The organism is Agromyces sp. NPDC055658, assembly GCF_053618155.1.
Genome location: NZ_JBSHHD010000011.1, coordinates 1 through 16,701 on the forward strand (window position 1 = coordinate 1; position 16,701 = coordinate 16,701).

The 16,701-nt window shown below is 71.2% G+C and carries 17 protein-coding genes; 8 read left to right on the forward strand and 9 right to left on the reverse strand.

Going from position 1 to position 16,701, the window contains the following annotated elements; all coding sequences use genetic code 11:
* Positions 1–37: 37 nt before the first annotated feature.
* A complete protein-coding gene (locus ACWGPE_RS07030; RefSeq protein ID WP_452048411.1) occupies positions 38–499 on the reverse strand; it encodes a hypothetical protein in 462 nt (153 codons plus the stop codon).
* A 131-nt stretch (positions 500–630) separates the two neighbouring features.
* Positions 631–1,629, reverse strand: a complete 999-nt coding sequence (locus ACWGPE_RS07035) for a helix-turn-helix transcriptional regulator (RefSeq protein WP_452048412.1) — start codon at positions 1,627–1,629, stop codon at positions 631–633.
* 102 nt (positions 1,630–1,731) lie between these two features.
* Between ACWGPE_RS07035 and ACWGPE_RS07040 the strand changes: the two genes are divergently transcribed.
* Positions 1,732–2,166, forward strand: a complete 435-nt coding sequence (locus tag ACWGPE_RS07040; protein WP_452048413.1) for a VOC family protein — start codon at positions 1,732–1,734, stop codon at positions 2,164–2,166.
* A 64-nt stretch (positions 2,167–2,230) separates the two neighbouring features.
* Here the strand turns inward: ACWGPE_RS07040 and ACWGPE_RS07045 are convergent, their stop codons facing one another.
* Positions 2,231–3,103, reverse strand: a complete 873-nt coding sequence (locus ACWGPE_RS07045) for an NAD-dependent epimerase/dehydratase family protein (RefSeq protein WP_231432111.1) — start codon at positions 3,101–3,103, stop codon at positions 2,231–2,233.
* Between the two features lie 78 nt (positions 3,104–3,181).
* Between ACWGPE_RS07045 and ACWGPE_RS07050 the strand changes: the two genes are divergently transcribed.
* The 3 genes from ACWGPE_RS07050 (at position 3,182) to ACWGPE_RS07060 (ending at position 5,846) form a co-directional block, all read left to right on the forward strand.
* Positions 3,182–3,562, forward strand: coding sequence for a winged helix-turn-helix transcriptional regulator (locus ACWGPE_RS07050; RefSeq protein ID WP_231432112.1), 381 nt, complete (start codon positions 3,182–3,184; stop codon positions 3,560–3,562).
* 64 nt (positions 3,563–3,626) lie between these two features.
* A complete protein-coding gene (locus ACWGPE_RS07055) occupies positions 3,627–4,211 on the forward strand; it encodes a cysteine hydrolase family protein (protein ID WP_231432113.1) in 585 nt (194 codons plus the stop codon).
* 126 nt (positions 4,212–4,337) lie between these two features.
* The gene (locus ACWGPE_RS07060) at positions 4,338–5,846 is read left to right on the forward strand and encodes an XRE family transcriptional regulator (protein WP_231432114.1); all 1,509 of its coding nucleotides are present in this window, start codon (positions 4,338–4,340) and stop codon (positions 5,844–5,846) included.
* Positions 5,847–5,922: 76 nt separating this feature from the next.
* Here the strand turns inward: ACWGPE_RS07060 and ACWGPE_RS07065 are convergent, their stop codons facing one another.
* The 5 genes from ACWGPE_RS07065 to ACWGPE_RS07085 all read right to left on the reverse strand — a co-directional run bounded on the left by ACWGPE_RS07065 (position 5,923) and on the right by ACWGPE_RS07085 (position 10,351).
* Positions 5,923–6,327, reverse strand: a complete 405-nt coding sequence (locus ACWGPE_RS07065; RefSeq protein WP_231432115.1) for a DUF7144 family membrane protein — start codon at positions 6,325–6,327, stop codon at positions 5,923–5,925.
* Between the two features lie 142 nt (positions 6,328–6,469).
* A complete protein-coding gene (locus tag ACWGPE_RS07070; protein ID WP_231432116.1) occupies positions 6,470–7,147 on the reverse strand; it encodes a GAP family protein in 678 nt (225 codons plus the stop codon).
* A 47-nt stretch (positions 7,148–7,194) separates the two neighbouring features.
* Positions 7,195–9,549 (reverse strand): arylsulfatase, encoded by a 2,355-nt coding sequence (locus tag ACWGPE_RS07075; RefSeq protein ID WP_231432117.1) that lies wholly within the window; start codon positions 9,547–9,549, stop codon positions 7,195–7,197.
* Positions 9,550–9,573: 24 nt separating this feature from the next.
* On the reverse strand, positions 9,574–9,870 hold the full coding sequence (locus ACWGPE_RS07080) for an SHOCT domain-containing protein (RefSeq protein ID WP_231432118.1): 297 nt from the start codon (positions 9,868–9,870) through the stop codon (positions 9,574–9,576).
* A gap of 58 nt (positions 9,871–9,928) precedes the next feature.
* Entirely contained in the window at positions 9,929–10,351 is a 423-nt protein-coding gene (locus tag ACWGPE_RS07085) for a DUF6325 family protein (protein ID WP_231432119.1), read from the reverse strand.
* A gap of 211 nt (positions 10,352–10,562) precedes the next feature.
* On the opposite strand from ACWGPE_RS07085, the gene ACWGPE_RS07090 reads away from it, so the two are divergent.
* Positions 10,563–10,892, forward strand: a complete 330-nt coding sequence (locus ACWGPE_RS07090; RefSeq protein ID WP_231432120.1) for a hypothetical protein — start codon at positions 10,563–10,565, stop codon at positions 10,890–10,892.
* A gap of 22 nt (positions 10,893–10,914) precedes the next feature.
* On the opposite strand, the gene ACWGPE_RS07095 is transcribed toward ACWGPE_RS07090, so the two are convergent.
* Positions 10,915–13,191, reverse strand: coding sequence for an AAA family ATPase (locus tag ACWGPE_RS07095; RefSeq protein ID WP_452048414.1), 2,277 nt, complete (start codon positions 13,189–13,191; stop codon positions 10,915–10,917).
* Between the two features lie 228 nt (positions 13,192–13,419).
* On the opposite strand from ACWGPE_RS07095, the gene ACWGPE_RS07100 reads away from it, so the two are divergent.
* The 3 genes from ACWGPE_RS07100 to ACWGPE_RS07110 are packed head-to-tail and all read left to right on the forward strand — an operon-like array spanning position 13,420 to position 16,678.
* Positions 13,420–14,871, forward strand: a complete 1,452-nt coding sequence (locus ACWGPE_RS07100) for an NAD(P)/FAD-dependent oxidoreductase (RefSeq protein ID WP_452048415.1) — start codon at positions 13,420–13,422, stop codon at positions 14,869–14,871.
* Positions 14,868–15,257 carry a cupin domain-containing protein gene (locus tag ACWGPE_RS07105; RefSeq protein WP_452048416.1) on the forward strand — a complete coding sequence of 130 codons (390 nt, stop codon included), beginning with the start codon at positions 14,868–14,870 and terminating at the stop codon, positions 15,255–15,257. The genes ACWGPE_RS07100 and ACWGPE_RS07105 overlap by 4 nt, the downstream gene beginning before the upstream one ends.
* A 44-nt stretch (positions 15,258–15,301) precedes the next feature.
* Positions 15,302–16,678: an NAD-dependent succinate-semialdehyde dehydrogenase gene (locus ACWGPE_RS07110; protein ID WP_231432124.1), complete on the forward strand. Its 1,377-nt coding sequence runs from the start codon at positions 15,302–15,304 to the stop codon at positions 16,676–16,678.
* Positions 16,679–16,701 lie beyond the last annotated feature (23 nt).

The following is a 16,701-nucleotide window of genomic DNA, read 5'->3' on the forward strand; positions in this document are numbered from 1 at the left end:
GCACCCGAAGGTGCGCCCCCGCTCCGCAATCCGTGCGTTACGCGCAGATCGTGGTGAGCTCCGTGATGCTCGTGGTGAGCGACTCGAGGTGGTCGCTCATCGCCGAGATGTCGGCGTTCGCCGGGTCGGCGAGCATGCCGTCGACGTACTCGACGTACTCGTTCATGGCGGTCGCGGCACCGTCGAGCGCGGGCTTGACGTCGGCGTTCGAGACCTGGTCGGCCGCGTCACCCACCTTGGCCTGGGCACCCTTGAACGCCTCGAGCGCGGTGGTCGGGTCGCTCGCGTCGACCGACGAGAGCGACTGCAGGTCGGTGAGGGTGCCCTCGACGATCTCGCACGCCTCCTCCTTGCTCTGGTCGGCGGCGGGTGCAGCTTCGGCGCTGTCGGCCTTCGAGTCGGACTTCGCGTCGTCGGCGGAGCCGGTGGCGGCACAACCCGTGAAGAGCAGCGCGAGCAGCGCGAACGAGGCGGCGGCGAGCGGACGTGATGCAGTCATCTGTGTGATTCCCCTGGATTTTCGGTACCGAGTCGTTCCCGGTCCCCCGCTCCATCCAAGCAGGAGGCACCGACAGCGCGAAATGGGGACCCGTCCCCATCGCCGGCCGACCGCCGTCGAGCGCCGCCGGGTCAGGGGTACCGCGCCGTGAGGGCGACGCCGACCTGGGCGAGTCGTCCACGGAGTCCGACGGGTGCGACGACCTCGATCTCCGCAGCCCAGCCCGCGAGTCGTCGAACGAGGACCGTCTCGCTCTGGGCGACGACGCGCACCCGCACCCGCCCGTCGCGCACGTCGCCGGGGCCGTCGACGTCGTCGTGGACCTCCTCGTCGACGAGGCCCCCGACCCAGCCGCGGAACTCGTCGGCCGCGGCCGGGTCGACGAGCACGACGGCCTCGACGCGGCGGCGAGCGCGCTGCGCGGCGGCGCGCAGGTCGGCCCAGGCGACATCGAGGTCGAAGTCCGCGGGCGGCTCGAACCGCTCGGCGAGCGCCTCGACGTCGGCCATGCGATCGACGCGGTAGCTCCGTCGATCGGCGACGTCGGGCGGCACGTCCGCCGAGTCGTGCGGCACCCGGTCGGCGATCAGGTACCACGTGCCGCGCGTGTCGATGAGACCGAGCGGGCGCACGGTGCGCGACGCCGGCTCGCCGCCCCAGCGCGTGTAGGTGAAGCGCACGACACGTCGCTCGACCACCGCCGCCTGCAGCACCTCGACCCGGTGCGACGGCCGGGTCGCCGGCGCATCCCACCCGCCGGAGTCGACGACGATCGACTCGGCGGCGGCCTCGGCCTCGGCGCGGAACGTCGCGGGCAGGGCCCGCAGCACCTTGCGCAGGGCCGAGCGCGCCTCCTCGCTCTCACCGGCGCGAGGTCCGAACAGGAGGAACAGCGCTCGCGCCTCGGCCGCCGTGAAGCCGCTGAGGTCGGTGCGGCCCTCGCCGAGGAGCTGCCAGCCGCCGCCCCGGCCCGGCTGCGGGTAGACGGGGATCCCGGCCGCCGACAGCGCCTCGAGGTCGCGGCGGGCCGTGGCGACCGAGATCTCGAGCTCCTCGGCGAGCTGCCTCGCGGTCACCCTGCCTCGCGCCTGCATGACGAGGAGGGTCGCGACGAGTCGGTCTGCACGCATGTTCCGATTCTCGTCGCAAAAGTAGTCAATAGGTGAGCACTTCTGCGTTCGATCATGGATTCATCAGGGCGACGACCGGTCGCCGAGGACGAGGAGAATCCCATGCTGCGAGGCATCGCCACCATCAACTGCTACGTCGACGACCCCGCCGCGGCCGCGGCCTGGTACACCGAGGTGCTCGGCATCGAGCCGTACTTCAGCCGTCCCGGCCCCGACGGGAGCCCGGCCTACGTCGAGTTCCGCATCGGCGACCACCAGCAGGAACTCGGGTTCATCGACCGGCGGTTCGCGCCGGCGGGGCTCGGCGCCGGCACCGGCGGCGCGCTCGTGCACTGGCACGTCGACGACCTGGAGCGGGCGGTCGCGCGGCTCGTCGAGCTCGGCGCGACGCCCCTCATGCCGATCACGGAGCACGGCCCCGGTTTCGTCACGGCCTCGGTCGTCGACCCGTTCGGCAACGTCCTCGGCGTGATGACCAACGTGCACTACCTCGACATGCTCGGCGGGCCGGCGCCCGTGCTCGCGCGCGAGGACTGAGCCGGCCGGGGAGCCGCAGGCGGGTGATCGGCCGCCCGGGTCCCCGACCCGGGCGGCCCGTCCGTCAGGCGACGGATGCCTCGTCGGCGACGATCTCGTCGATCACGCTCGTGCGCTCCGGAACCCAGCCGAGTGCGCGGGCCTTCGCGCCGAATGCACGCTGGTCGAGGAGCAGCGCATCGGCGAACGCCTCGCCGAGCCGCGAGCGCGAGCGCCCGGCGCCCTCAGCGACGACGCCCGTGGCACCTCCCCGACCGACGACCGCCTCGGCGACCTCGCGCACGGTCGTCGGCGATCCGTCGCTGCCGACGACCCGGCCGAGCCCTGACTCGTGCTCGACCGCGAGCCGGTACAGGCGCGCGAGGTCGTCGACGTGCACCCACGTCCAGTGCTGGTCCCCGTCGCCGATGAGCTCGAGGCGGCCGGCGGCGTCGCGCGGCGCCTCCACGACCAGCCCGGAGAGCCCGCGACCGCGCCCGTAGACGACGCCCGGTGCGATGACCGTCACCGCATCGGATGCCGCGAGCAGCCGCTCCTCGATCGGCACCCGCCACGCGACCAGTTCCGGCGGGTTGGGCACGGCGTCGTCGTCGAGGTCGTCGCCCGCGCCGTACGCCCAGATGCCGCCGGTGTGCACGTACCGGCGGCCGGTGCCCGCGAAGGCGTCGAGCACCGCCTCCGCGATCGCCCTGTCGAACGCGGCCGCATCGGCGGCGGGCGCCGCGGTGTGGATCGCCGCGTCGACGCCGTCGAGCCGACGCGCGAGCCACGAGGCATCCGTGAGTTCGCCGATCGCCGCGGTCGCACCGCGCACGGTGACGTCGTCGGCCGCGCGCTCGCTGCGCACGGCCGCGACGACGTCGTGTCCCGCGCCGACGAGTTCGTCGAGCACGGCCGATCCGATGTATCCGGTCGCGCCGGTCAGTAGAATCCTCATGCCTGAGACGCTACGGACGCGTCGCCGGTTACTTCAACGGAAGTTCCCTCGGGGGAACCGCACCTGCACGGGGGTCCGATGTCCGAGCCGAACGCCATCACCGCAGAGCCGTGGAGCGTGCTCGCGCCCGACTGCCCGAGCCGGGTCATCTTCGGGCGCATCGGCGAGCGCTGGACCATGTTCGTCATCCTCGCGCTCTCGCGCGCCGGCACCCTGCGATTCACCGAGCTGCGCGCCCGCGTCGGCGAGGTCACGCCGAAGGTGCTCACCGAGACGCTCCGGGCGCTCGAGGGCGACGGGCTCGTCGAGCGCCGCGCCTTCGCCGACTCGCCGCCCCGCGTCGAGTACTCGCTCACCCCGCTCGGCGAGTCGCTGCTCGAGCCGATCGGCGCGTTGCGCGACTGGGCCGAGCGGCACGTGCCCGAGGTGCTCGCGTCGCGCGAGCGCGCGCTCGGCTGACGCACGCCGCGCACACGCGAGCACCGCGTGTCGAAGCACCCACCCGTCGCGCTACGGTGGGCGGGTGACCCGCGTGCTGCTCATCATCGACATCCAGCAGGACTACTTCCCGGGCGGGCGGCACCCGCTCGTCGACCCCGATGCCGCGGCCGCCGCAGCGGCGCGCCTGCTCGCCGCGTGGCGCGAGCGCGGCGAGCCGGTCGTGCACGTGCAGCACGTCTGGGACGCGCCCGACGCCGCGTTCTTCCAGCCGGGCACGCCGGGCGTCGAGATCCATCCGGTCGTCGCACCGCGCGCGGACGAAGCCCTCGTCACGAAGTCGAATCCGAACGCGTTCCTCGAGACCGACCTCGCCGAGCGCCTCGACGAGCTGGCCCGCAGCGCCGCGACGCCGGGCGACCCGATCAGCCCGGTCGACCTCGTCGTCGCGGGCATGATGTCGAGCATGTGCGTCGACGCGACCGTGCGCGCCGCCGCCGACCGCGGTCATGCCGTCGCCGTCGCGCACGACGCGTGCGCCGCACCCGACCTCGAGTTCGACGGCGTCGTCGTCCCGGGTGCCCAGGTGCACGCGGCGTTCATGGCGGCGCTCGCCGACGGCTACGCCGCGGTCGACCTCGCCGACGAGATCATCGCGCGCATAGCGTAGTTTCGAGGTTATTCCGGCGCGCGACATCCAAATTGAGCGCGAAGCGGAGCCGAAGTCCCGAATCTCGCAGAACTTCGCAACTTCTTCCGTTTGCGGGAACGCCGCGCGCGTGTGACCATCGATGGCATGATCACCGCCGATCGCGCGCACCTCGCCCCCGTCGAACCGGCGGGCGCGCCCGCCGCCGCGCCCGAAGGGGCCGGTGAGCTCGACGCCCTCACGCTCGGCCGCCGCATCCGGGAGCGCCGGGTCGCACGAGGGATGACGCTCGGCGAACTGGCCCGCGCGATCGACCGGGCGCCCAGCCAGGTGTCGGCGATCGAGAACGGCAAGCGCGAGCCGCGACTGTCGATGCTGCGCACGATCGCCCTCGCGCTCGGCACGAGCGTCGACGAGCTGCTGCGCACCGATGCGCCGAGCGAGCGGGCCGCCCTCGAGATCGCCGTCGAACGCGCCCAGCGGGGCCCGGTCTTCTCGGCGCTCGGACTCGACCCGTTCCGCGTGGCGAAGTCGATGAGCGACCAGACCCTGCAGACGATCCTCGCGCTGCACAACGAGATCGACCGCCTGCACCGCGAGCGCGCCGCGACCCCCGAGGAGGCGCGCCGGGCGAACGCCGAGCTGCGCGCCGAGATGCGCGCCCGCGACAACTTCTACCCCGAGCTCGAGCAGAAGGCGGCCGAGCTGCTCGAGGCCGTCGGCCACACCGGGGGCCCGGTCTCGCACCAGCTCGTCGCCGACATGGCGACCCACCTCGGCTACTCGCTGCACTACGTCGGCGACCTGCCGCACTCCACCCGCTCGGTGACCGACAAGCGCAACGGCCGCATCTACCTGCCGACCCAGCAGTCGCCGTCGCGCGACTCCCGCTCCCCCATCCTGCAGGCGCTCGCGAGCCACCTGCTGGGCCACGAGGAGCCTGCGAGCTACGGCGACTTCCTGCGCCAGCGCATCGAGACCAACTACCTGACCGCAGCGATCCTGCTGCCCGAGCAGGCCGCGGTGCGCTACCTCACCGAGGCGAAGAACCTGCGGCGCATCTCGATGGAGGAGCTGCGCGACCACTTCGCGGTCTCGTACGAGACGGCGTCGCACCGGTTCACGAACCTCGCGACGGCCCGCCTCGACATCCCCGTGCACTTCATGAAGGTGCACGAGTCGGGCACGATCATCAAGGCGTACGAGAACGACCGGGTGCGGTTCCCCTCCGACGCACTCGGCGCCGTCGAGGGCACCACCGTCTGCCGCAACTGGACCGCTCGCACGGTCTTCGACGTCGACGACCGCTTCAGCCCCTGGTACCAGTACACCGACACGCCGTCGGGCACGTTCTGGTGCACGTCGCGCATCGAGAAGGCCAAGGAGGGCGAGTACTCGGTCTCGGTCGGCGTGCCGTTCGAGCACGTCAAGTGGTTCCGCGGCCGGGAGACACCGCATCGTGCGGTTTCTCGCTGCCCCGATCCGTCGTGCTGCCAGGCTCCCGCGGGCCTCGCCGAGAAGTGGGCGGATGCCTCGTGGCCGGCCGCGCGCACTCCGACATCGCTGCTCGCGGCGCTGCCGACGGGCACGTTCCCCGGCGTCGACCAGACCGAGGTGTACGAGTTCCTCGAGCAGCACGCACCGGCGCTCGGCTGACGGCCGAACGACGAAGGAGCGCACCGAGCCCCTCACGGGGTCCCGATGCGCTCCTCCGGCCGGCGCCGGCGTCGACTCAGCGCGCGGCGGCCTTCAGCTCGCGTCCGTGCACCGTCAGCGCGTAGATCACGAGGATGTCGAGCACGATCAGGATGATCGACAGCCAGGGCTGGGCGGGAATCAGGAAGAGCTGCCCGATCGCGTTGACGATCGCGAGGATGATCGCGATGACCCGTGCCCAGGTGGCGCCTCCGAAGAGCGCGAGCGACGTGATGATCAGGAAGGCGCCGATGATCAGGTGCCACCAGCCCCACCCGGCGACGTTCATCATGAACAGGTTCTCGCTCGTGAGGAAGTAGGCGCTGTCGGGGCCGATGATGGCCATGAGTCCGTAGATCGCGTCGAAGATACCCGCGATCAGCAGCACGATCGCAGCGAAGTATCCCCAGCCGACCCAGCCGGTGGTTTCGGTGTCGCTCATTTCGGTTCCTCCCTGTGGGGTTGGACGGGCGCCCGGGAGTGAACCCGCGCGTCGCCTCGGTTGCCGTCACGGTACCGAGCCGCGACCTGCACAGGCATCACTCAGGTTGCGTGATTCGCAGCCCCGGCGAGGTCTCGCGGGGTCAGAGCCGCCCGATGCCCGAGACGATGACGAACACGCCGATCACGACGAGGATCAGGCCCGTGATCGACCGGCTGTTCCGCGACATCCAGTCGCGCATGCTCGTGAGGCGGGGGGCGGTGCGCCGGGGCGCGACCTTCGCCGAGACGATGGGCACGGCGACGGTCGAGGCCCCGATGACGACGAAGCACGCGATCACCACGACCGACTCCACGGCCGTGAGCCCGGCGCCGCGGATGGAGAGCGCCGCCGCGACGACGAGCAGCAGGCTCTTCGGCCGGATGTTGAGCACCGCGCCGAGCGTGAACGCCTCGCCCGGGCCGAGCCGGCTGATGCGCCCGAGCCACTTCGGCGGCTGGTCGGCGGGCGTGCGCGGAGCGCGCAATCGTCCCACGATGGCGACGACGATGATGAGCGCGCCGACGATGATCTCGGCGATGCCGACGGCCTGCTCGGGCTCGCGCTGCGACCCCTGGCGCGGCAGCACCTGCGCGAGCGCCGTGCACCCGATGACGAGCGCGGTCATGCCGACGAGCCATCCCGCGAGGAACGGCCCGGCGACCCGGTCGCCGTTCGGCGACAGCAGGATGGAGAGCGTGACGAGGATCGGCACGGAGCTCGCCGCGACCGCGACCGCGATCGGCACGACATGCGCGAATGCCTGAAGCGTTCCGCTCATGCCGCGCCGATCGCGGACTCGTCAGTTCTCTGCGTGTTCAGTGGGACTCAAGCCTTCGCCGGCAGGTGGTACGCGACATGGACGCTGTCGATCGTACCGTCGAAGGCGAAGGGCATCTTGTCGAAGTACGCCCGCGAGACGGGTCCGCCGTACGCGCGGCCGATGTCGAGGCAGTCGTTCGCCGAGAACAGCAGCGGCGCGCTGACGGGCACCGTGCCCGAGCCGACCTCGGCGCCGTTCACCTTCAGCGAGACCGAGAGCGGTCCGCCGGGCCGGGGCTCGAGGTAGTCGGTCACGATCTCGATCGTCGCCTCGCCCGCCGCGAGCGGCTCGGCCGAGGCGATGATCGTGCGCTGCACCAGGAACAGGTTGTACTCGTAGTGCAGCACGCCGTCGACGAGGTAGGCCGTGAGCCCGCCGCCGGCGCCGCCGAGCTTGTAGAGCACGCCGTTCGCCTGCTCGGGCAGGTCGACCTGCATCGAGACCGTGTTCGGCTTGTTGCCGAGCGCCGGCGCGCAGAACTCGGGGATGCGGACGGTATCGCCCGACAGCTCCCACTCGGTGTAGGCCGGGCCGAGCCGGAACTCGGGGTGGTAGACCGGAACCCAGAGCCCGCCGCCGACCGGCAGCACCTCGTTCTTGGCCGCCTCGATCGCGAACAGCTCCTTCAACTGCGCGAGCTTCTCGGGATGCTCCGCGGCGAGGTCGCGCGCCTGGCTCCAGTCCTCGTCGAGGTGGTAGAGCTCCCACTTGTCGGCGTCGGGAGTCCAGGTCGCGATGCCGGGAGGCGCCCCGGGCACCCACGGCAGGCGCGGCCCCGTCGCAGACGCGATCCACCCGTCTGAGTAGATCGATCGGCTCGCCATGATCTCGAAGTACTGCACCCGGTGCCGTCCGTCGGCCGACGGGTCGTCGATCGCGTACGCGAAGCTCGTGCCGTCGATCGGGTCCTGCGGGATGCCGTTCACCATGTCGGGGTGCGAGATGCCGAGGATCTCGTAGATCGTCGGCACGACGTCGATGACGTGGTGGAACTGGGTGCGCGGCTCGGGGTCGTGCGCGATCCGGCCGGGCCACTGCACGAACATCGGGTTGCGGGTGCCGCCGAGGTGCGAGGCCATGAGCTTCATGCCCTGGTACGGCGTCGACCCCGCCCACGCCCACGCCGCGTGGTACTGGTTGTCGGTCGCAGGGGTGCCGAGCGCGTCGAGCCCGCCGAGCTCCTCGAGCGCGGCGATGTGCTGGTCGATCGTCGTGGGGATCATGTTCTGCGCCAGCAGCTCGCTGATCGTGCCGTTCTGGCCCTCGCCCGACGACCCGTTGTCGCCCCAGATGTAGACGATGATCGTGTTGTCGAGGTAGCCGAGGCGCTCGATCTCGTCGATGAGGCGGCCGGCCTGCACGTCGGCGTGCTCGCCGAAGCCGGCGCACACCTCCATCAGGCGCGCCTGGAACGGCTTCTGGTGATCGGGGATGTCGTCCCAGCCCTGCAGGCTCTCGGGTCGCGGGGTGAGCTCGGCCGAGTCGGGGATCCAGCCGGACTCCTTGGCCCCGGCGAACGCCGTCTCGCGGTAGGCGTCCCAGCCGTCGTCGAACTTGCCCTTGTACTTGTCGGCCCACTCCTTCATGATGTGGTGCGGCCCGTGGATGGCGCCCGTCGCCCAGTACATGTAGAAGGGCTTGTCGGGCGCGTTCGCCTTGTGGTCGCGCAGCCAGTGCATCGCGTCGTCGGCGAGGTCCTCACTCAGGTGGTAGCCCTCCTCGGGCGACTTGGGCGGCAGCACGCCGGTCGTGTTGCGCACGAGGTTCGGTTCGTACTGGGATGCCTCCCCCGCGAGGAACCCGTAGAAGTACTCGAACCCGTAGCCGGTGGGCCAGCGGTCGTACGGACCGGCCGACGTGGTCTCTTCAGCCGGCGTGTTGTGCCACTTGCCCCAAGCGCCGGTCGAGTACCCGTAGTTGCGGAGGACCTCCGCCATCGTCGCACTCGACTTCGGGATGTGGCCCGAGTAGCCGTCCCAGTCGTTCGCGAGCTCGGCGATCTGACCGCTGCCGACCCGGTGGTGGTTGCGGCCCGTGAGCAACGACGCACGGGTGGGCGAGCACATCGCCGTCGTGTGGAACCGGTTGAACCCGATGCCGCCGGAACGGATGCGGTCGAGGGTCGGCGTCTCGACGACGCCGCCGAGCGGCTTGGGCAGCGCGGGCCCCGCGTCGTCGATGAGCACGACGAGGACGTTGGGCGCCTGCTCGCCGAGATGGCGCTCGGCGGGCAGCGGCGCGTACGTCGATTCGCCGAGCGTGCGTCCGGCGATGCTGCCGGACGCCTTCGGCGCGAAGGGCAGCGTGCGAGCCGGTGGGAGCTGTGCCCCGATCACGGAACGAGATGCGGTATCGGTCATTTCAGCTTTCCTGTCTCTTCGTTCTCAGCCGAGCAGCTTGGCCTTGGCGGCCTCGAACTCGGCGTCGCTCAGCACGCCCTGCTCCTTGAGCGTCGCGAGCTGCTGCAGTTCGGCGACGACGTCGGTGCCGCCGGCCGCCGGTGCCGCGGCAGGCGCCGGGGCGGGCGGAGGCGGAGGCGGCGCCTGGTACATCGCGGCCTGCTGCTGCATCTCGTACTGCTGGGCCTCGTACTTCTCGTCGGCCTTGCGTTGCTGGTGCCGCATGACCCCGCCGCTCACGGCGGTCGCCGTTCCGGCGACGACCGCGGTGCGCGCGGCCATTCCGATCAGACCCGGTCGACCGAACCTTCTCAACAGTGGCATCGTCGTTTCTCCCCCTCTAGAGCGCGTCGCGCGCTTCCGCGACCACGGCATTGACCACCGGTGCGGGGATCCGCACCGAATCGACGACGACACCACCGGCCGCGAGCAACCTGCTCGCGAGGTGCCTCGCCCAGACCAGTTCGACGACGAGCAGGAGCGCCGATGCGCCGACCGGAAGGCGGCCGCCGAGCTCGTTCACGTCGTCTTCGCCGACGAGGCCCTCGCCGGCCAGTTCGATCTCGCCGAACTCGATGCCCGTCTCGTCGAGCTCGAGGAACTCGATGCCGTCGGCCGTGCGCGCGACGTGCACGAGGTCGAGGAGCCGCACGGTACCGGCCTCGACGAGGTCGAGCACCGCCTCCACGACGCCCGCATCCGGCGCATCGCCGTCATATGCGGCGAGCACCAGCTCGACCGGTCCGAATTCGAGATCTTCCATGGATCGCGCCCCCTCGGCAGTTCGGCTCGGAGCGCTTCGCTCCGGCGGTCGGGCACGCGGAACCGCACCCGCTCCCATCGTGCTGACGCCACCCATCACCTGCATCACGCAGATCGTGTGATGACCACCCGCCGACGCGATCGCGTGATCTGCGTGATGCGGGCGGAGCCGAATCGCGGTGGGATCGAAGGCATCGATTGGAGCACCCGCCATGGACCACATCGAAGCGCTGCGCCGACTCGCCATCGCCGACGAGCGGCTCTCGAGCGAGGTCTTCGGCGAGCCCGACACCAGCTCGCTCACGGCGAAGTCGCTCGCGCTCTCGCGCCTCGGTGCCCTGGCGGGCGTGGGGGGCACCGACGCCTCGTTCGCCGCAGTGGCCGACGCGGCCGTCCGGGCGGGGGCTTCGACGGCCGAGCTCGTGCACGTGGTCGTCGGCGTGGTCCCGATCGTCGGGGCGCCGCGAGCGGTCGCCGCCGCGCAGCACCTGGCGGTCGCGCTCGGGCTCGACCTCGAGACGTTCATCACGGGTGACGCGTGATCGTCGACCGCCGTCCCGACGCTCAACCGAGGAGGCCGAGTTCGCCGGCACGCTCGACGGCGGCGCCGCGTGTGGTGACCTGCAGCTTTCGGTAGATCGAGCCGACCTGCGAGCTCACCGTGTTGCGCGAGACGAACAGCCGCTCGCCGATCTCGGCGATCGTGAGGTGCGTCTGCAGGTAGGGCAGCAGTCGCAGCTCGGCCGGCGTGAGCGGCGAGCTGCCGAGCACCTCGCGCGAATGCTCGAGCGAGGAGCGGAGCTCGTCGACGGCGTCGACCAGGGTGCCGAGGTCGGGTCTCGCGCGCAGCAGTTCGTCGATCTCGTGCAGCAGGTGGGCGGCCGTCGGGTTCCGGCCCAGGGCGGCGAATGACCGGGCGAGCTCGAGCCGCACCTTGACGGCGAACACCGGCATGACATGCGTGCAGAGCCCGCGATCTCGCATGGCGCTCACGAGCAGGCGCTCGGCGGTCGCGAGGTCGCGCCGGCGGATCGCGATGCGGGCGCTGACCGCGAGCGCGAGCATCGTCGTCGCGTAGCCGTGCATGTTGCTGGACTCGATGACGTTCATCGCCCGGTCGGCATGGCCTCCGGCCTCATCGATCGCACCCCGATCGAACGCCATGACGGCGAGCTCGGCTTCGCTCAGCAGGATCGTGTCGGCGTTGCCGAACAGTTCGGCCTGAGCCGTCGCCTGCTCGAAGGCGCGCTTCGCCCCGCCGTCATCGCCGGCGAGCTGCTTCGTCCAGCCGAACAGGTGCAGCGCCTGGTCGCGCCACAGGCTCGACGGCGACTCGGCGCCGAGCGCGTAGGCGGCGTCCTCGGTGGCCGAGGCGAGTCCCTCGCGCCACATGATGACCCGCACCATCGCCCGCGCCGAGTGGTATTGCGGAAGCCCGAACTCGGGCGGAGCGTCGTACTCGATCGCGTCGAACATGCGCGCCCATCGATCGGCCTCGGCCGCCTGCCCCGCGAGGATGGCTCGGAGCCCTGCGTGCACGACGAGGGGAGGGAACGAGGCGATCGCCTCGTCGCCGAGCTCCTGCATCCAGCGCGTCAGGGCGGCGAGCTCGCCGGCCTGGTAGGCCGTGAGCCCGCGCTCGGCGACGAGCCGCACCGACTGCGCGCGGTCACCGGCAGCGAGCAGGTGCTCGATGGCGAGGTGCACGTGATCGTGCTCCTCGCACCAGCGCGCGGCCCGACGATGCAGCTCGGTGTCGGCGCCGGGCTCGACTCGGTCGAGTTCCGCGAGCAGGAACTCCCGGAAGAGCTGGTGATAGCGGTACTCGCCGCGGCGGCGGTCGATCGGCACGAGGAAGAGTCCGCGTCGTTCGAGATCCCGTAGTCGCGCACGCGAGTCGTGGCGTTCGAGCACCGCGTCGCAGCATCCGGCCGAGAGGTGCTCGAGCAGGGCGGTGCGCCGCAGGAAGGACTGGTCGTCTGGCTCGAGCCCGGCGTAGCAGGCGCGGTACAGGTAGTCGGCGACGAAACGGTCGTCGCCGCCGACGTCGACCGGGTCGCCGCCGTCGCGGGCGACCAGCGCGGCGAGCGTGATGCCCGTCGGCCAGCCCTCGGTGTGCTCGACGAGCCGTCGGAGCTCGGCGTCGTCGGTGCCGGCGTCGAGCAGCTCGAAGACCTGGCGGGCGTCGTCGACGTCGAGCCGCAGGTGGTCGGCGCCGATCTCGACGATGTCACCGCCGAGCCGGAGCCGCGAGAGGAACGGCGGAACGCGCCGGCTCGCCATCACGACCTGGGACCCCTCGGGCACGCGCGCGAGCGCGACCTCGAGCACGTCCTGGCAGTCCGGCGAGTCGGCCTCGTGCACGTCGTCCAGCACGAGGACGAACGGAACGCCGAGCCGCTCGATCGCCGAGGCGAGGAGCGGGGCCGCCCGGCCCAGCACTCCGGGACCGGTCATCGGCAGGGCGGCGACGCCCGCGATCCGCTCGTCGCCCGGCAGCGCATGGTCGAACGCCTCCGCCAGCACGTTGACGAGTGCCGCCGGGTCGTCGTCGAAACGGTCGAGCGAGACCCAGACGAGCAGGCGCTCGTCGAGCTCGGCCCACTCGCGCAGCATCGTCGACTTCCCGTACCCCGCCGGGGCCACGAGGCTCACGAGCGCGGCCCGCGAGGTTCGCGCGCGCTCGATCAGTCGTCGACGGCTCACGGTGGCGCCGCGCGCTCTGGGCGGCGCGAACTTCCGCTCGTGCCCGTCTGGCACGGACAGCCCGTCGATCGTCGTGATCGGGTCTGCACCCGATCCCGACGACGCGTCCCCCCGCACGGCCGTCATACCGTCCATATGGTGGAGTTTATTCACGGATGAGGGATCCTCCGGCACGACATCTCGCACCAATCCGGGCCATGCCCCACGAACGGGGGGTACGTTCCAGGAGTGCGTTGCGACAGCGGCTGCAGCCGATCGGACAAGTCGTTCGGTCGCGAGCCCAGATCGCGACACCCGCCGCTGGCGACCTCGACCCGCCGCCGTCAGGATGGATGGCAACCAATCGCATCGGAGTGATACCCCGTGGGCACCACCGTCTTCGAACGACGCACCCCCCGTCCATCCGTCATCGAGCACTCGCTCGCCACCACCCATCACGCGGTGTTCTGGCGCGACGACCTGCCCGCAACCCTCACGCCGAACCGGCCGAAGCTCGCCGGCACGAAGGTCGCCGAGCTCGTCGTCGTCGGCGGCGGGTACACCGGCCTCTGGACGGCGCTGCTCGCGAAGGAGCGCAACCCCGACGCGCGCGTCGTGCTCGTCGAGGCGAAGCGCATCGGCTGGGCGGCCTCCGGCCGCAACGGCGGCTTCTGCGAGGCGAGCCTCACGCACGGCGACGAGAACGGCAAGGCCCGCTGGCCGAAGGAGATGGACCTGCTCCACCGCCTCGGCATGGAGAACCTCGACGCCATCGAGGCGAGCGAGGCGAAGTACGGCATGGACTTCCAGTTCGAGCGCACCGGGCAGCTCGCCCCCGCGATCGAGGAGCACCAGGTCGAGTGGCTGCGCGAGTGGGCCGACGAGGCGGCGTCGAACGGCGAGGCCGACGACGTCGTGTTCCTCGACGAGGCCGCGGTCCGGGCATCCGTCGATTCGCCGACCTTTCTCGCCGGGGTCTGGGAGAAGCGCACCAACGCCATGGTGCACCCGGCGCGCCTCGCGGCCGAGCTCGCCCGTGCGGCCGAGGAACGCGGCGTCGAGATCTTCGAGGGCTCGCCCGTGCGCAGGCTCGAGACTCCCGGGTCGACGGGCGCGGTGAGCATCGTCACCGATGGCGGCCGCGTCGACGCGAAGCACGCGGTGCTCGCCACGAACGTCTTCCCGTCGCTCCTGAAGCGCAACCGGCTCATGACGGTGCCGGTGTACGACTACGTGCTCATGACCGAGCCGCTGTCGGCCGAGCAGCTCGCCTCGATCGGCTGGAACGACCGCCAGGGCATCGGCGACATGGCGAACCAATTCCACTACTACCGCCTCTCGAAGGACAACCGGATCCTGTTCGGCGGCTACGACGCGATCTACCACTACGGCCGCAAGGTGCGCGAGCAGTACGAGAACCGCCCCGAGACCTGGCAGAAGCTCGCGAGCCACTTCTTCACGACGTTCCCGCAGCTCGAGGGGCTGCGGTTCAGCCACCAGTGGGCCGGTGCGATCGACACCTCGACGCAGTTCACGGCGTTCTTCGGCACGGCGCGCGACGGCCGCGTCGCCTACGCGCAGGGCTTCACGGGCCTCGGCGTCGGATCGACGCGGTTCGCCGGCGAGGTCATGCTCGACCTGCTCGAGGGGCGCGAGAACGAGCGCACCTCGCTCGAGATGGTGCGCAAGCGCCCCCTGCCCTTCCCGCCCGAGCCCGCGGCGGCGATGGGCATCAACGCCACGCGCTGGTCGCTCGACCGAGCCGACCACAACCGCGGCAAGCGCAACGTGCTGCTGAAGACGCTCGACGCGCTCGGCCTGGGGTTCGACTCGTGAGCGCCGACGGGCAGGGCGACGTGCTGCGGCTTCTCGCCGGTGCGGTGACGGATGCCGCGGGGCTGGCGCTCGAGCACGAGCCGGTGCCGGCCGACCAGGTCGTCGCGGGCAGCCCGACGACGGCGTACCTCCCCCTCGACGAGTCGGCGGCCGGCGAGATCGGCGTCTGGGAGATGTCGGCCGGCGCGATGCGCGACGTCGAGGTCGACGAGGTGTTCGTCGTGCTCGCGGGCGCCGCGACGGTCGAGTTCGAGCACGTGCCGTCGACGGGCCGCCCCGGCGACCCGATCGTGCTGGCGCCGGGAGCCGTCGTGCGACTCGAGGCCGGCATGAAGACCATCTGGACGGTCCGCGAACCGCTCCGCAAGGTGTTCATCTCGCGCTGAGGCGCGTTCTACGTTTCAGGATTCAGGTTTCAGGAGGAGCAGACATGGCCAAGTACCGGGTGCAGAACCCCGCGACGGGGGAGATCGTCGAGACGTTCGAGTCGGCGACCGACGCCGAGATCGAGCAGACGCTCGCGGCGGCCGACGCCGCCTACCGCGAGTGGCGCGAACGCAGCGTGCAGGAGCGCGCCGCCGTGGTCAAGCGCGTCGCCGAGCTCTTCGACGAGCGTCGAGACGAGCTCGCCCGCCTCATCGCCGTCGAGATGGGCAAGTCGATCGCGGAGTCGCTCGACGAGGTCGAGTTCGCCCGCTCGATCATCGAGTACTACGCGGTGTACGGCCCGAGCCTCATCACCGACCACGAGATCCCGTCGACCATCCCCGGCAAGGCCGTCATCGAGCAGCTGCCCGTCGGCGCCCTGCTCGGCGTCATGCCGTGGAACTTCCCCTATTACCAGGTCGCCCGCTTCGCGGCGCCGAACCTCGTGCTCGGCAACACGATCATCCTGAAGCACGCCGACATCTGCGCGCGCTCGGCCCTGACCGTCCAGGAGATCATGGAGGAGGCCGGCGTTCCGGTCGGCGGCTACCAGAACGTGTTCGCCTCGCACGACCAGATCGCGACCATGATCGCCGACCCGCGCGTGCAGGGCGTCTCGCTCACGGGCTCCGAGCGCGCCGGCGCCATCATCGGCGAGCAGGCGGGCCGCCACCTCAAGAAGGCCGTGCTCGAGCTCGGCGGCATCGACCCGATGGTCGTGCTCGACGCCGACGACGTGGCCTCCGTGGCGAAGGCGGCGTGGGACTTCCGCGTCTACAACGGCGGCCAGGTCTGCAACTCGAACAAGCGCATGATCGTCATGGACGACATCTACGACGAGTTCGTCGCCGAGCTGACGAAGCTCGCGACGGGCCTCGAGCCGGGCGACCAGCTCGACCTCGGCGAGGGCCAGTACGCCCCGCTGTCGACGCGCACCGCCGCCGAGACGGTGCACGCGCAGGTGCAGAGGGCGATCGCCGAGGGTGCGAAGCTCCAGGCGGGCGGCGTCCTCGCCGACGGCCCCGGGGCGTACTACTCCCCCGCCGTGCTCACCGACGTTCCGCGCGACTCGGAGTCGTACCGCGAGGAGATCTTCGGACCGGTCGCGACGGTCTACCGGGTGCACAGCGACGAGGAGGCCCTCGAACTCGCCAACGACTGCGCGCTCGGCCTCGGCGGCTCGGTCTTCTCGACCGACGAGGCACGTGCCGCCCGCGTCGCCTCGCGTCTCGAGGTCGGCATGACGCACGTCAACACGATCGCCGCCGAGGCCGCCGAGCTGCCGTTCGGCGGGGTCAAGCGATCGGGCTTCGGCCGCGAGATGGGCCCCATCGGCATCGGCGAGTTCTCGAACAAGCGGCTCTCGTTCGTCGCGAAGTAGCCCGCCCGAGCGGGCCGGGTCCG